12 protein-coding genes are annotated in these 14,683 nt (G+C 63.4%); 7 read left to right on the top strand and 5 right to left on the bottom strand.

The annotated features are described in order from the left end of the window. Nucleotides 1–36: 36 nt before the first annotated feature. Complete coding sequence (locus AAG591_RS13710; RefSeq protein WP_342531970.1) at nucleotides 37–414, bottom strand: VOC family protein; 378 nt, start codon at nucleotides 412–414, stop codon at nucleotides 37–39. A gap of 118 nt (nucleotides 415–532) precedes the next feature. Between AAG591_RS13710 and AAG591_RS13705 the strand changes: the two genes are divergently transcribed. Genes AAG591_RS13705 through AAG591_RS13695 form a run of 3 tightly spaced genes read left to right on the top strand, consistent with a single transcriptional unit; the run spans nucleotide 533 to nucleotide 2,497 of the window. Further along, the gene (locus AAG591_RS13705) at nucleotides 533–844 is read left to right on the top strand and encodes a metalloregulator ArsR/SmtB family transcription factor (protein ID WP_342531968.1); all 312 of its coding nucleotides are present in this window, start codon (nucleotides 533–535) and stop codon (nucleotides 842–844) included. Continuing rightward, entirely contained in the window at nucleotides 841–1,509 is a 669-nt protein-coding gene (locus AAG591_RS13700; protein ID WP_342531966.1) for an SdpI family protein, read from the top strand. Before AAG591_RS13705 ends, AAG591_RS13700 begins: the two co-directional genes overlap by 4 nt. 49 nt (nucleotides 1,510–1,558) lie before the next feature. Beyond that, nucleotides 1,559–2,497: an alpha/beta hydrolase gene (locus AAG591_RS13695; RefSeq protein ID WP_342531964.1), complete on the top strand. Its 939-nt coding sequence runs from the start codon at nucleotides 1,559–1,561 to the stop codon at nucleotides 2,495–2,497. On the opposite strand, the gene putP is transcribed toward AAG591_RS13695, so the two are convergent. Together putP and AAG591_RS13685 are read right to left on the bottom strand one after the other, a co-directional pair. Continuing rightward, complete coding sequence (gene putP / locus AAG591_RS13690) at nucleotides 2,494–3,978, bottom strand: sodium/proline symporter PutP (RefSeq protein ID WP_342531962.1); 1,485 nt, start codon at nucleotides 3,976–3,978, stop codon at nucleotides 2,494–2,496. The genes AAG591_RS13695 and putP overlap by 4 nt on opposite strands. Before the next feature lie 88 nt (nucleotides 3,979–4,066). Beyond that, on the bottom strand, nucleotides 4,067–4,879 hold the full coding sequence (locus tag AAG591_RS13685; protein ID WP_342531960.1) for a hypothetical protein: 813 nt from the start codon (nucleotides 4,877–4,879) through the stop codon (nucleotides 4,067–4,069). A gap of 433 nt (nucleotides 4,880–5,312) precedes the next feature. On the opposite strand from AAG591_RS13685, the gene AAG591_RS13680 reads away from it, so the two are divergent. Then, nucleotides 5,313–7,670 carry a hypothetical protein gene (locus AAG591_RS13680; RefSeq protein ID WP_342531958.1) on the top strand — a complete coding sequence of 786 codons (2,358 nt, stop codon included), beginning with the start codon at nucleotides 5,313–5,315 and terminating at the stop codon, nucleotides 7,668–7,670. Between the two features lie 134 nt (nucleotides 7,671–7,804). Here AAG591_RS13680 and typA read toward each other — a convergent pair whose 3' ends face one another. Beyond that, nucleotides 7,805–9,631, bottom strand: coding sequence for a translational GTPase TypA (gene typA / locus AAG591_RS13675; protein WP_342531956.1), 1,827 nt, complete (start codon nucleotides 9,629–9,631; stop codon nucleotides 7,805–7,807). Nucleotides 9,632–9,934: 303 nt separating this feature from the next. Here typA and AAG591_RS13670 point away from each other — a divergent pair, with 303 nt between their 5' ends. Next, complete coding sequence (locus AAG591_RS13670) at nucleotides 9,935–12,520, top strand: TonB-dependent receptor (RefSeq protein ID WP_342531954.1); 2,586 nt, start codon at nucleotides 9,935–9,937, stop codon at nucleotides 12,518–12,520. 178 nt (nucleotides 12,521–12,698) lie between these two features. After that, nucleotides 12,699–13,094, top strand: a complete 396-nt coding sequence (locus tag AAG591_RS13665; protein ID WP_342531952.1) for a DUF805 domain-containing protein — start codon at nucleotides 12,699–12,701, stop codon at nucleotides 13,092–13,094. A 40-nt stretch (nucleotides 13,095–13,134) separates the two neighbouring features. On the opposite strand, the gene recF is transcribed toward AAG591_RS13665, so the two are convergent. Continuing rightward, nucleotides 13,135–14,220 (bottom strand): DNA replication/repair protein RecF, encoded by a 1,086-nt coding sequence (gene recF / locus AAG591_RS13660; RefSeq protein ID WP_342531950.1) that lies wholly within the window; start codon nucleotides 14,218–14,220, stop codon nucleotides 13,135–13,137. Nucleotides 14,221–14,462: 242 nt separating this feature from the next. Here recF and AAG591_RS13655 point away from each other — a divergent pair, with 242 nt between their 5' ends. Beyond that, nucleotides 14,463–14,585, top strand: coding sequence for an enoyl-CoA hydratase (locus AAG591_RS13655; protein ID WP_342531949.1), 123 nt, complete (start codon nucleotides 14,463–14,465; stop codon nucleotides 14,583–14,585). Nucleotides 14,586–14,683: the final 98 nt, after the last annotated feature.

The raw sequence follows: 14,683 nt of genomic DNA, 5'->3' as shown, positions 1-14,683 counted from the left end.
ACAGCTGGCGCGAGGGGGGAGAGGGGATCGGCGCGGTCAGGCCTCGTCGGGCGCTTCGCCCTGTTCCCACAGCTCGATCTTCACCCCGTTGGGATCGAGCAGCCACGCGAACTTACCATAGCCTTCGTCGACCTGGCCGACGATCTCGACACCCTTGGCTTTCAACTGTTCGACCATCGCATCGCAATCGTCGACCCTCAGGTTGATCATGAAGCCGCCCTTGCCGGGCCGGATGTACTCGTCGTCCTTGAAATGGCTGATCAGCGAGTAGGGGGCAGCGTGTGTCTCTTCCGACCACGCGAGTTGCGGGCCGTAGTCGCCCCTCAGGCCCAGCACATCCTCGTACCACTGCCGCGTCGCCGCAGGGTCGGCTGCGACGTAGAACACGCCGCCCAGTCCGGTCACTTTTGCCATTTCTGTCTCACTCCCAGCAGACTCGCCGCTGGCCGCACCCTAAACCAATCTCCCGTATCGTGCATACGGCATGCGACAGGACTTGACGAAATCGCCTTAGGTAATTAGCTAAATACCTATGAACAAGGTGTTCGATGCTCTGTCCCATCCCATTCGGCGTGAAGTGCTGGAACTGCTGAAGGGCGGGGGCATGACCGCGGGCGAAATCGCCGATCATTTCCCTGTCTCCAAGCCGACCATGTCGGGCCATTTCGCAAAGCTGAAGGAGGCGGGACTGATCCAGGGCGAGAACCGCCGGGGGGCGATCGTCTACACGCTTAACATGTCGACCCTCGAAGAAGCATTGCACGGCTTCATGGGCCGAATGGGGCTGGCACGCGAGGATGGCGTAGATCTCCCGGCGCTTGGCAAGAAGGAGTTGCCCGAATGAAGGTAAAGTCGATCCTGGCGGTCAACCTCTTGATCGTCGTGCTGATGGCGGGGTTCGCGCTGTGGGCTGCTGGCACGGCACCTCCCGGCATGGAGCTGCCGACCCACTGGAACATGCAAGGTGAGGTCGATCGCACCGCGCCCGCGCTGACCGCGTTGCTGATCCCGGCGGGGGTCACGCTGTTCCTGGGGCTGGTCTTCGCGATTATTCCATCGATCGAGCCCTTGCAGGACCGGATGGCGGGCTCTGCGCCGCTCTTGCGCGCGACGTGGCTCGGCACCGTGGCTTTGATGATCGCGCTGCAAGGCATCATCGCCGCGCCGATCTTCGGGCTCGATGTGGGCGCAGGTGCAGTGCTCGTGCTGGTCGGGCTGCTGTTCGTGGTGCTTGGCAACATGCTGCCCAAATCGCGACCCGGGTTCTTCGTCGGGATTCGCACGCCGTGGACGATCATCGACGCCGACACCTGGATCGCGACGCATCGACTGGGCGGCAAGCTGTTCATGCTCTCTGGAATCGTGATCATCCTTGCCGGAATCATCCCGATGCCCGGCCCCGCGCGATTGACGATAGTCCTCGCCAGCGTCCTTATCGCGGCGGTCCTGCCTACCGTTTACAGCTGGCGTGTCTGGCAGCGCGGTCATCGTCGCGATCGTGAGGCCTGACATGCGAGCATTGCGGACATTCGCTCTCGCGCTCGCCTGTACCGCGCCGATGGCAGCACCCGCCGCCGCTCAGGAGAAGACCGTGCAAGCGGATATCGTGACAACCCATCCTGGCCTGCACGGTGATCTTGCAGGGAGCATCGCAGGCACGCTTGCCGAGGGTACGCCCGCGATCCTCATCGTGCCCGGCTCCGGACCGACCGACCGCGACGGCAACAGCCCGCTCGGCATTGCGGCACAAAGCTACAAACTGCTGGCCGACGCGCTCGCCCAACGCGGCATTGCGTCCGTTCGGATCGACAAGCGCGGCATGTTCGGCAGCGCGGGCGCGGTGCCCGACGCCAATGACGTCATCGTGGGCGACTATGTCTCCGACATCGAAAGCTGGGCCGAGACGATCTCTGCGCGCACCGGCGGCGAGTGCGTGTGGCTGCTCGGCCATAGCGAAGGCGGCATCATCTCAATGGCGGCCGCGGCGAAGGACCCCGCGCGCTATTGCGGGCTGCTGCTGGTGGCGACACCGGGGGTGAATACGGGAGATGTGATGCGCGCGCAGCTGGCCGCGAACCCTGCCAACGCACCGATCATGCCGCAGGTGGATGCCATCATTGCGAAGCTGAAGGCGGGCGAGAGCGTGCCGCTGGACGCGATGCATCCGGGCCTCATCCCGCTGTTCGGGCCGCAGGTGCAAGGCTTCGTCGGCAGCATGTTGCGCCAGGAGCCTGCCGAACTGATCGCCGCGCACGATCTGCCAGTGCTGATCGTCAACGGGCGCGAGGACCTGCAAACGCCCGCCGCCGACGCCGAAGCGCTGGCTGGAGCGCGGCCCGACGCCACCCTGGTGCTGCTCGACGGGGTCAACCACGTGCTCAAGCAGGTGCCACCGGCTGACCGTGCGGCCAACATCGCCAGCTACGGAAACCCCGATCTGCCGCTTGCCCCCGGTTTGGCAGAGGCGATCGCAGACTTCGTCCTGACGGAGCGCTAGTCGGCCGAGACGGCGTAGCGATCGAGATCTTCGGTCCGGGTCGCGAGGCTGACCAGCACGGTCGCGATCGTCGCTGCGATGAAGCCGGGGATGATCTCGTACACGCCGGGCCCGCCCATGAACGCGGCGTTCCAGCCTTGCGCGATCCAGAAGCCGACCGTCGCCGCGCCGACGATCAACCCGGCGAGCGCGCCGGTGCCGGTCATCCGCGGCCAGGTCAGGCCGAGCAGGATCAGCGGACCGAACGCGGCACCGAAGCCGGCCCATGCGTTGGAGACGAGGCCGAGCACTTCGCTCTCCGGATCGCTCGCAACGAAGATCGCGGCCAGCGCCACGACAAGCACGCTGATCCGCCCGACGTTCACCGCCTCGCGCTCGCTTGCGTCGCGGCGCAGGAACAGGCGGTAGAAATCCTCGGTCAGCGAGCTGGAGGAAACCAGCAGCTGCGACGAGATCGTGCTCATGATCGCGGCCAGCAGGGCGGCGAGCAGGAAGCCCGTCACCAGCGGGTGGAACAACAGGTCGGCCAGCACGATGAAGATCGTCTCCGGATCGTCGACCACGATGCCGTTGCGGTCCGCATAGGCACGACCGGCGAGCCCGATGCCGAGCGATCCGATGAGGCACACGAACATCCACACCAGCCCGATATTGCGCGCCGTCGCCACCTCGGGAAGGCTGCGGATCGCCATGAAGCGCACGATGATGTGCGGTTGCCCGAAATAGCCCAGGCCCCAGGTCACCGCACTCAGCCAGCCGACCGCGGTCAGACCGTTGGTCAGGCTCAGGAAGCCGGGCTGGACTTCGGTCAGGCTGTCGCCCGCGCTCCCCCCCGGGCCGAACATCACGACCAGCGGCATGACGACCAGCGCCAGCAGCATGATCACGCCCTGCACGAAATCGGTCAGGCTTACCGCCAGGAACCCGCCGATCATCGTGTAAGCGAGCACCACCAGCGCAGTCAGCCACACGCCCATCATGTAGTCGCTGACCCCGATATCGGGCAGCAGCGCGGGGAAGGCGGTTTCGAACAGCTTGCCGCCACCCACGAGGCCGGCGGCCGAATAGACCATGAAGAACACCACGATGACGATCGCGGAGACCACCCGCAGCGCGACCGCGCGGCTGGGGAAGCGGTTGGCCATGAATTCCGGAATGGTCAGCGCATTGCCCATCCGCTCTGTCTGTTCGCGCAGGCGGGGGGCGACGATCGTCCAGTTGAGCACCGCGCCCACGAACAGCCCGATGCCGATCCACGCCTCGACCAGCCCGCTGGCATACAGCGCACCGGGCAGGCCCAGCAGCAGCCAGCCCGACATGTCGGACGCCCCGGCGGAAAGCGCCGCGACCCCCGGTGACAGCCCGCGCCCGGCGAGGAGGTAGCCTTCGGAAGTGTCGGTCGACTTCTTCCAGGCGAACAGGCCGATCCCGAGCATGAGCACGAAATAGGCGGCGAGCGAAATGAGTACCCCTGTCTGCATGGCGCTGCTGCCTAACGTCTCTTAACCGATTTGGCCACCGTTGCCCCGAAGACGCCGCGACGCACCGCATTCAGGCCCATCGTGCGGTCTAGTCCCACGCCATGTCGACCCGTGCGCGATGCGCCTTGGGCGGGTCGTCCGCGCGGCACGCCTCGCAGCAGCAATGCTCGCACTCGTCGCCCCCGCAGGTGCACGCCGTGTCGAGCTTCGCGCCGCACTTGCAGCATTTGCACAGGCTCTCGCGAAGATCCTTGCAGGCCTCCAGATCCTTCACCAGCGTATCGATCCCGGCGAAGTGATCGCGCCGGGTGTCGATCGTCTTCGCGGTCTTGTCGGAGAAGGGCAGCGCGATGTTCACCGCATGGCGCAGCAGCTGGAGGAAGTCGTTCTCCGCCTCCGCCGCCAGCCCGCGCGCCGCCGTCACCGCGTCGCCCGCACCCACCAGGTCCGCCGCGCGGATCGAGGTCGGGTCGTCCGCCTCGGCAAGCGCGATCGCGCTGCTCTCGAAGCTCTCCTTCTCGCCCGTGGTCAGGTCGCCGCGCCGGGCGACCGCGTCGATCAGCGTCTGCGCCTTCTTGCGCCGCTTCGCCTTGGGATCGGGCGGCGGCGGGTCCCCGAGCGTCGAGACGACCCACGCCAGCGCCATCATCCCCGCGCCCAGCATCGCGAAGCCTGCGAAGGCTAGGATCAGCCACCAGCTGCCCGCCGCCCACGTGCGCGGATCGAGCGCCGCGTAGGCCGGTGCGTCGGAGGCGTCGGGCGAGATGGCCCGCGCGGAGGCGGGCGCGATACCGGGCGCGGCGTGTTCGGCGAACCACTGCGCCAGGCCGGGCGAGGCCACCAGCGCGACAAGCAGCGCAACGGCCAAAGCGGCACCGAACCCCGACAGAGCATATTTCATCGCAGCGAATCCCCTCCGCTTTGACGACCCGGGGAGCATACTGTCAGCGCAGGAGCGATTCTGGCAAGCGCCGGGCACGCCCCCGGTCGGATAGGGTGTGCATTGTGGCGAAACCGCACGCACGCCCATCGCCGCCGCACGCGCGGGAGCGCGGCCTGACACACCTGACACAGTGTCCTGGGGTTGAAATCCCCTCGATCAGTAAGGCGCGACTGATCGAGCCGCTAGATCACCGCGCGAGCGAGGAAGAAGACGCGAACGAGAAGAAAGAGCCGGAGCGCGAAAGCGCGCTGCCGGGTATAGCGCGCAGGCGGGGGAGTAGGAAAATCATCGGGTTGTCGCGCGAGTCCGCTGCGCTAAGACCGACTGAATGGAGGGGCGAACTGACATGAAACTGATTGACGCTCTAGCTCGAGCTCGGACTGAGGAAGACGTGAAAGACGCCTACATCAAGGCGCTCGGGCTCAAGTCCTATTTTAAAGGCCTGGTCGACATTCAGACTGAAGAGGTCTGGTTCGAGGCAAAAGATACGCCAGCGCCGACCATCGTAATGTTCGCTCAGCTATTCTTCTATGTGCGTGCAGCAAAAAGGCGTGGCGAGCCAATTCCTGCATTCTTGGCTGTGATCGATCGCGAGAAAGCCGCCCTGATGCAGACCGAGAAGGCGGTCGACCTACTCGCAGACAAGAGCATCAATTGGCCCAAGTCCGGTTCGGGAGCGGACCGGAAACTTGCCGCTCAGATTGCTCCTTACGTTCAGGCTCATATCGTCGAATACGATATTGAGCACGATGAAGCTGCGTTTGTATCGGCAGTAAAGGATGCCATCCGCGATCGTCGAATCATTCGAACTCCAATCACGCCAGACAACTTGCGGCAGGTTTTCGACCGATGGGTCGACATGATCGGCACGGAGCTAGGTGTCCAAAACGAGGCCAACTATGCCGTGCTGTTCTTTGCCGATATCATGCATGATGGCACCAACGAATATATGCATAACCTGTCCGCGCGGATGCTTATGACGGCCGCCGGCCCCACGTTCCTGCTCGATGGCAAGACATATGAACTAGCGAGCAAGCGGGGCTACCAGAACTTCTGGGCTATCTATCATCGCCCGCCAGAGGAAAAACATCGCCATTACCTGTTGGAACGGCGCGACAGCTTACTGCCGCTGGACGAACAAAAGTTCAAAGGCGCTTACTATACGCCGCTACATATCGTCGATAAAGCCTATGACGAGCTGAAAGCCGCCCTTGGGGCAAAATGGCAGGATCGCTATTGGGTGTGGGATATGTGTGCCGGGGTCGGCAACTTGGAGGCAAAGCACTCCAACCTGCGCAACGTATTCATGTCCACGCTCGATGAAGCTGATGTGAAAATCATGAAATCGAACCCGGCCTTCGCCGGGGCTGAAATCTTCCAGTACGACTATCTGAACGATGACATCACTGACTTTGGTGAGATTGATTACGATCTTTCTAATAAGATCCCGGAGACCCTGCGTCAGGCAATAAAGGATGCGCGGGAAGGGAAGGAGGGCGCAAAGCCGATCCTGGTGCTAATCAATCCGCCATACGGTGAAGCCACGGGTGGCGGATTGGCCGTTGCGACTGGTGGCGGACATAATAAAGCGGGAGTTGCAAATACGAAATTCGCCAATTCTGGGATGTCGGAGTACGGAAAGGCAAGCAACGATCTATACACTCAGTTTATTGCTAGAATTCACCGCGAAATTCGTAATGCAAAGTTGGCGATATTCAGCACATTGAAGTATGTCAGTGCACCCACTCTTAGGGAGTTTAGAAAGGAGTGGAAGGCAAGGTATCTAGGTGGATTTTCACTACATAATAGGGCTTTTGACGGATTGATCGGTGATTTTCCGATAGGCTTCTTCATTTGGGATACGAGTAAGCAAATAGCGATAGATACGGTTGAGGGGGAGGTTCTGGATCGTAATGGAAGGTCTATTGGGGAAAAGATCTATCTTAATTATGATAAAGAGAAACTATTGACGGAATGGGTCTTTCGACCTCGCTCGAATTCGTCCGAAGTTGTTCCGCTGAAAAATGCAATCACACCCGCAACAGCAACGAAAGACTTGCGCGGTCTTCGCTGGTCTGACGATGCAGTTGGTTGGTTGAATTGCGCCGGTAATGACTTGCAGAATGCAGGATCAAAAACGATGTTATTCTCATCGGGTTATGGCAGCGCACGCGGTTTCTTCGTCACACCCGAAAACCTTTGGCAGGCCGCTGTGGTATTCGCCGTCCGCCGCCTCATAAAACCAACTTGGCTAAACGATCGAGATCAATTCCTCCAACCCTCAGAGCCGCTGACGGAAGAATTCAAATCTGACTGCCTCGTCTGGATGCTATTCAACGGTAGCAATTTGTCTGCTGGCGCGGATGGGCTCCAATGGGATGACCGGGTCTGGAGCCTCGTCAACCATTTCATCCCATTCACCGAGGCCGAGGTGGGCGCGAAGGGACGCTTCGAGTCCGATTTTATGGCTCGCTACATTTCAGACCTTGATTTGTCGCCGGAGGCGAAGGCGGTGATGGATGAAGGCCGGAAGCTGTGGGCGCGCTTCCACGCGACGCCGTTCCCGCGCAAAATCAGGGATGAGTTCAAGCTCAACCGTCCCGATGCGGGCTGGTATCAAGTCCGCCGTGCGCTGGAAGCCAACGGCGAGGCTGAACTGACCGATTTCGAACCGTTCCGTACAGCCTATGCGAGCCTATCCGACAAACTAAGGCCGATGGTGTTCGAACTCGGTTTCCTGCCGGAGTAGCCAAACCCATTGTTGGCGCCCAGGAGGTTGCCGCGCCCCTCCCAAAGGAGGAAGATTGCTGGACCCCGGATCAAGTCCGTGGTGACGAATGCTAGTAGGGTTTGGCGGAGGCCGAAGCCTCCGCCTGAGATGGCTTACGCGTCCATCTTGCGCTTGTGGCGCTTGCGCTCGTGGGGGTCGAGGTGGCGTTTGCGCAGGCGGATGTTCTGGGGGGTGACTTCGACCATCTCGTCGTCGTCGATATAGGCGATCGCCTGTTCCAGCGTCATCACGCGCGGCGGGGTGAGGCGGATGGCGTCGTCCTTGCCGGTCGAGCGGAAGTTGGTCAGCTGCTTCGACTTCATCGGGTTGACTTCAAGATCGTCGGGCTTGGCGTTCTCGCCGATGATCATGCCTTCGTAGATCTTCGCGCCGCCGCCGATGAACAGCTCGCCGCGGTCCTCCAGCGCGTTGAGCGCGTAGGGCACGGCCTCGCCCGGCACCATCGAGATCAGCACGCCGTTCTGGCGGCCTTCGATCGGGCCCTTGTAGGCGTCGTATTTCTCGAACAACCGGTTCATGATCCCCGTGCCGCGCGTGTCGGACAGGAATTCGCCGTGATAGCCGATCAGGCCGCGGCTCGGCGCGGAGAAGGTGATGCGCGTCTTGCCCTGGCCCGAGGGGCGCATCTCGGTCAGCTCGGCCTTGCGGCGCTGCATCTTCTCGACGACCGTGCCGGAGAATTCGTCGTCCACGTCGATCACGACGGTTTCGTACGGCTCCTGCCGCTGGCCGTTCTCTTCCTTGAACAGCACGCGCGGGCGCGAAATGCCGAGCTCGAAGCCTTCGCGGCGCATCGTTTCGATCAGCACGCCCAGCTGCAGTTCGCCGCGGCCCGCGACTTCGAAGCTGTCCTTGTCGTCGGCTTCGGTCACGCGGATGGCGACGTTGGTTTCCGCTTCCCGCATCAGGCGGTCGCGGATCATGCGGCTGGTCACCTTGTCGCCCTCGCGCCCGGCAAGCGGGCTGTCGTTGACGGCAAAGCGCATCGCGAGCGTGGGCGGGTCGATCGGCTGCGCGGCGATCGGTTCCTTCACCGCCGGGTCGGCGATGGTGTTGGCGACGGTCGCCTTTTCGAGGCCGGCCATCGCGATGATGTCGCCCGCCTGCGCGCTGTCGACCGGTACACGCTCGAGCCCGTCGAAGCTCATCAGCTTGGTTGCGCGGCCGACTTCGATCACTTTGCCGTCGCGGTCGAGCGCGTGGATCGGGTCGTTGACCTTGATCTTGCCCTGCTGGACGCGGCCGGTGAGCACGCGGCCCATGAAATTGTCGCGGTCGAGCAGCGTGGCGAGGAAGGCGAACGGGCCTTCGGTGTCGAGGCCGGGGGGCGGCACGTGGTCGACGATCAGCTTGAACAGCGGCTGGAGGTCGCCTTCGCGCGCGTTCTCGTCCTCGCTCGCATAACCGTCGCGGCCCGAGGCCCACAGGCTGGGGAATTCGAGCTGCTCGTCGTTCGCGTCGAGATTGGCGAACAGGTCGAACACTTCGTCCAGCACTTCCTGCGGGCGCGCGTCGGCGCGGTCGATCTTGTTGACCACCACGATGGGGCGCAGGCCCAGCGCCAGCGCCTTGCCGGTGACGAACTTGGTCTGCGGCATCGGGCCTTCGGCACTATCGACCAGCAGGATCACGCCGTCGACCATGGAGAGGATGCGTTCCACCTCGCCGCCGAAGTCGGCGTGGCCGGGGGTGTCGACGATGTTGATCCGGGTGGTCTCGCCCTCATGCTCCCACTCCACGCTGGTGCACTTGGCGAGGATGGTGATCCCGCGTTCCTTTTCGAGGTCGCCGGAGTCCATGGCGCGCTCTTCGACGCGCTGGTTCTCGCGGAAGGTGCCGGACTGGCGGAAGAGCTGGTCGACCAGCGTGGTCTTGCCATGGTCGACGTGGGCGATGATCGCGATATTGCGTAGGGACACGGGTGTTGCTGCTTTCGGGGAGAGGAGAAGGGAGGTGCCTGGCGAACGACCGCCAGACGCTTTCGCGATGCCCTTAGCGGTCAGCCTGCTGCGCTGCAACACATCACGAGTCGACCGAGAGATGTACCATTCCGCTACGGCATGCGTAATCGGCCGCATACGAATGTGCCGTTTTGGCAACAGATCGGCCCGTAGCCTGCGGTTTCCCTCATTTTCGCGGTTGAGCGAGTGCCAGCCACGGTTTATTGACGGCACATTAAGCGCAAAGACTGCGCACGGGATCACTGAGAGAGGATGCACCTGATGGCTAATAAGTTCTCCGGCCTGGCCGGGTTTTCGCGTACTGCGCTGTTTGCCGGGGTGGCCGCGCTGGCGTTGCCCGCAGTCGCTCATGCCCAGAGCGAAACGGATGCGCAGGCGACCGAGGAAGACCTCGCGGACGAACTGGCAGCCTCCAATACCATCGTGGTCACCGCGACCAAGCGCGAACAGACGCTTCAGGAAACCCCGGTTTCGGTCAGCGTGACCAGCGGCGAGACGCTGGAGCAGGCGCAGATCCGCGACGTGCTCGACCTGCAGACGGTCGCTCCTTCGCTGCGCGTCAGCCAGCTGCAGAACTCTTCGTCATCGACCTTCATCATCCGCGGCTTCGGCAACGGCGACAACAACTTCGGGATCGAGCCTTCGGTCGGCGTGTTCATCGACGGCGTGTTCCGTTCGCGCTCGGCCTCGTCGCTCAACGACCTTGCCAACGTGCAGCGCATCGAAGTGCTCAACGGCCCGCAATCCACGCTGTTCGGCAAAAATGCGTCGGCCGGTGTGATCTCGGTCGTCACGCGCGAGCCGCAGTATGAATTCGGCGGTTCGGTCGAAGCGACTTACGGCAATTACAATGCCGTCACCGTGAAGGGCGACATTACCGGCCCGATCGGCGAAGGCATGGCCTTCTCCCTCGACGGCAGCTACAACCGCCGCGACGGGTATGGCGAGATCGTCAACCTCGGCAAGGATATCTCCGATCGCAACCGCTGGAGCGCACGCGGCCAGCTGCTGATCGAGCCGACTGCCGACCTGAAGATCCGCGCGATCGCCGATTATTCGAAGATCGACGAAGTCTGCTGCGTCGTCAGCACGCTGGTCGCCGGGCCTTCGGCTGCTGCCATCGTCGGCGTGGGCGGTGGCCTCAGCACCGATTTCTTCAGCTACGACACGTACCTGAACCAGGAACCGATCAACAAGGTCGACAACTACGGCGGCTCCGTCCAGGTCGACTGGGATCGCGGTTCGATCGGCATCACCTCGATCACCGCCTATCGCGAGCTGAAGAACTTCGTCGATCAGGACGTCGACTTCACCAGCGCCGACATCGTTCGTGAAACGCGCGACCAGAAGGTCAACACCTTCACGCAGGAACTGCGGATCGCGTCGGACTTCGACGGCCCGATCAACTTCCTGCTCGGCGGGTTCTACTTCAACGAAGACGTGAACCAGATCAGCGGGCTGACGACGGGTGCGGACTCGCGCAACTTCTTCACGCTGCTGGCGCGCGCGGCGACCGGCGACCCGACCTTCACCTTCAACACGGTCGAGGCCGCGCTCGCGCCGTTCGGCGTGCAGCAGAACAGCATCTTCGCAGCCGGTCCGCTGACGGCTGAAGACTATTCGATGAGCAACGAAGCGGTCTCCGTGTTCGGCACGGTCGACTTCGAGCCGATCGACGGCCTCGTGTTCACCGGTGGCTTCAACTACACCGACGACAAGAAGGACTTCGCGCTCTCCGGCCAGGCCTACGATCCGCTGTCGAACATCAACGTCGTCGATGCGTTCATCACGCTCGCTTCGGGCGGCACGGTCACTACCCGGGCTCAGTTCCAGGCGCTGCCCGCTGCCAACCAGGCGGCACTTCTGGGCGCGGCGACCAGTGCGGCCAACCCGCTGCTGGGTCTGACGCCGTTCCAGTTCCAGCCGCCCTTCCTCGACGTTCCCAACTCGGTCGAAGACGGCAAGACGCGCGACGACAAGTTCACCTACCTGGCGCGGGTGGCCTACGAGGTTTCGCCGAACATCAACGTCTACGCCAGCTACGCGACCGGCTTCAAGGCGAGCTCGGTCAACCTGTCGCGCGATTCCAAGCCGCTGGCAGCCGACTACACGCCGGGTCCGGTTCGCTCGAACTTCGCTGCGCCGTCTTCGCCGATCACCGATGCGGGGCTGGCGACGGTCAACCTCACCACCGGTTCGCGCTTTGCGGGTCCGGAAAACGCCGAGGTTTACGAGCTGGGTCTGAAGGCCAACTGGCCGGGGCTGAACTTCAACCTCGCGCTGTTCGACCAGACCATCAAGGGCTTCCAGAGCTTCACCTTCACGGGCACGGGCTTCACGCTGGCCAATGCTGGTCAGCAGTCGGTCAAGGGCTTCGAATTCAGCTCGACCGTCACTCCGGTTCCGTCGCTGGTCTACACCTTTGCGGCGACCTACCTCGATCCGGTGTACGATAGCTTCGTCAACAGCCCGGTCGGCGACCTGACCGGTCAGCGCCCGGCGGGTATCCCCGAGTGGGCTCTGGCGACGTCGCTGACGCACATCCTCGACTTCGGCGCGGGCAACCAGCTGCTCACGCGCGTCGACTACAGCCACGAGAGCAACACCAAGATCAACAACGGCCTGCCGACCTTCGGGCCGAACAACTTCATGCGTGAAGTGAACCTGGTGAACGCCTCGGCCACCGTGTCGCTCGACATGGGGCTGGAGTTCGGCGTGTGGGCGCGCAACCTGCTCAACGACCAGTACATCATCACGGTGTTCGATAGCGTGGCGCAGGCCGGCACGGTCTCGGGCTACCCCAGCGCGCCGCGCACCTACGGCGCGATGGCACGCTTCAAGTTCTGATCCTCAGAACCGGACGTACCAATGCGAAGGGGGCCCTGCGGGGCCCCCTTTTTTTGTGTACTCGGCGAAGCAAAGGCGCGTGCCGCCGGTGCGGGAATGTGTCCTATTCCAGGGATTGTCGGGGGGAGGCGGCTCGCGCCAAAGCGACGTGGGACATGGGGGTTTCAAGATGTAGTGGATGTTTTTGCCGCTCAAGCGCTATGCCGATTTCCTGGGCCGATCGCGCAGGATGGAACACTGGATGTTCCAGCTGGGTCAGTGGATCCTGTTCTTCCTCCTGGCGCTTCCGCTGGTTGCCGTCGGCGCGGCGACCGATCCCGGTGAGCAGACCGCCCTGCTCGATATCCTGACCATTCCGTTTGCTATCCTCTGGCTCCGCCTGGTGATACCCAATCTCGCGGTGACAATCCGCCGGCTCCACGATCAGGACAAGTCGGGGTGGTGGTTGCTCATCAACTTCATACCGTTCGGCGGGTTCGTGTTGCTGATCTTCATGTTCCTCGACGGCTCACCGGGCGAGAACGAGTACGGCCCGAGCCCGAAGGACGATTTCACGGCGGAGACTTTCGCGTAAGCGCATGACGCCCCGCCTGCCCGGCGAGCGCGAGCGGGGCCTATATCCGGCGTAGCGTTCCGCCCGACACGTCCCATACCGCAGCGCGCGCCAGGATCGCGTCGAAGGGCGCGCGCTCGGTGCCCGTCATCCAGACCTGTTCGCCATTCGCCTCGATCCGGTCGAACAGCGCGGCGCGCCGGTCGGGGTCGAGATGCGCGGCCACTTCATCCAGCAGCAGCACGCCCGCGCGATCCTTTGCCGCCAGGCTGCCGTGGGCCAGCACGATCGCGATCAGCATCGCCTTCTGCTCGCCGGTGGAGGAATGCGCCGCAGCCACGCCCTTGCTCGCCAGCGTGACCGCTAGCTCCATCCTGTGCGGCCCGATAAGGGTGCGCCCGGCGCGCCTGTCAGCCCCCCGGTTGCCGTGCAGCGCCTTAGCCAGCGCGTCGCGTTCTTCCGGGCCCACAGGTTCGAGCGCCAGCGTGGGCCGTGGGAAGTGTGTGTCGTCCTGCGCGAGCAGCGCTGCGTCGAGGCGTTCGATCAGCTGGCGGCGGTTGGCGGCGAGTGCGGCGCCGTGCTCCGCCAGTTTTGCTTCCAGAGCGTCGAGCCAGCGCGGATCGGGCGCGAGCTCGTCGGCCAGCAGCCGGTTGCGCTCGCGCAGCGCCGCTTCGTAGCGGTTGGCAATCGTCGCGTGGCCGGGGATGGTCGCGAGTACGAGCCGGTCAACGAAGCGCCTGCGTGCGCCCGCACTGTCGGTGAACAAGCCATCCATCGCCGGGGTCAGCCAGCGCACTGAAAGCCATTCGGACAGTCCCAGCGCGCTTGCCTCCGCGCCATTGATCCGCACGCGGCGGCGGGTGGGGCGCGCAGGCTCTACCGATGTCCCCAGCCGCACCGGTTCGGGTGCGTCGAGCGCGTGGACCTCGGCGCCGATGGCAAAGCCCCCCGTCCCGCCATTGCGCGCCATCTCGGGCAGCTTCGCGCGGCGCAGGCCACGACCCGGTGCGAGCAGCGAGAGTGCTTCGAGCACGTTGGTCTTGCCCGCGCCATTCGCACCCACGAGCAGGTTGAATTGCGCCGTCCCATCGAGCGCGGTCGCGGCGTGATTGCGGAAATCCTGAAGTGAAATGCGGTCGAGCGCCATGCGAAAAGGCCTTTGCCCGGTGACTAGCGGCAGGGGCAAGGGCCCGCCAGTGCGGCGGCGCGGAAATGTCCCATCCAAGAAGTGGTGAAAATTCCCAAGCTTTCGGATTGGTGAACAAGTCGTTCGGGAAATGCTAGCCCAGAAACGGCGGAAAACTCCCGTTTCTTCAAACTGGCACGGCTCCTGCAATGTATGTCGTGTCCGGCGGGATGGTCCCCTGGAGAGTTACTGGAGACAAGAAAATGACCAACACCAACGACCTTCGCACCCGCCTGTTCGCCGCTGCTTTCGCAGTTGCCGTCTCGGCCGTGTTCTTCGCCACCGCCATCGTGCCTGCCAGCCCCAACGGCCTGGTCATCGCCTGATCCTTCCCCATCGACGCGGCATCGGCCGCCCCAATTACCGGAGTTAATCGACATGCATTCCTTCGCTCGCAACCTGCTCGCTGCCGTAGGTGCGCTCA

This window comes from Citromicrobium bathyomarinum, assembly GCF_038594485.1.
Lineage (GTDB): Bacteria > Pseudomonadota > Alphaproteobacteria > Sphingomonadales > Sphingomonadaceae > Alteriqipengyuania > Alteriqipengyuania bathyomarina_A.
The sequence above is the reverse complement of the archived record's forward strand: the minus strand, read 5'-3'. Positions and strand labels throughout refer to the sequence as shown.

Bases quoted from the DNA above. Each gene is read 5' to 3' on its own strand.
- AAG591_RS13710 (WP_342531970.1), bottom strand. From the start codon at position 414: ATGGCAAAAGTGACCGGACTGGGCGGCGTGTTCTACGTCGCAGCCGAC.
- AAG591_RS13705 (WP_342531968.1), top strand. From the start codon at position 533: ATGAACAAGGTGTTCGATGCTCTGTCCCATCCCATTCGGCGTGAAGTG.
- AAG591_RS13700 (WP_342531966.1), top strand. From the start codon at position 841: ATGAAGGTAAAGTCGATCCTGGCGGTCAACCTCTTGATCGTCGTGCTG.
- AAG591_RS13695 (WP_342531964.1), top strand. From the start codon at position 1,559: ATGGCAGCACCCGCCGCCGCTCAGGAGAAGACCGTGCAAGCGGATATC.
- putP (WP_342531962.1), bottom strand. From the start codon at position 3,978: ATGCAGACAGGGGTACTCATTTCGCTCGCCGCCTATTTCGTGCTCATG.
- AAG591_RS13685 (WP_342531960.1), bottom strand. From the start codon at position 4,879: ATGAAATATGCTCTGTCGGGGTTCGGTGCCGCTTTGGCCGTTGCGCTG.
- AAG591_RS13670 (WP_342531954.1), top strand. From the start codon at position 9,935: ATGGCTAATAAGTTCTCCGGCCTGGCCGGGTTTTCGCGTACTGCGCTG.
- AAG591_RS13665 (WP_342531952.1), top strand. From the start codon at position 12,699: ATGTTTTTGCCGCTCAAGCGCTATGCCGATTTCCTGGGCCGATCGCGC.
- recF (WP_342531950.1), bottom strand. From the start codon at position 14,220: ATGGCGCTCGACCGCATTTCACTTCAGGATTTCCGCAATCACGCCGCG.
- AAG591_RS13655 (WP_342531949.1), top strand. From the start codon at position 14,463: ATGACCAACACCAACGACCTTCGCACCCGCCTGTTCGCCGCTGCTTTC.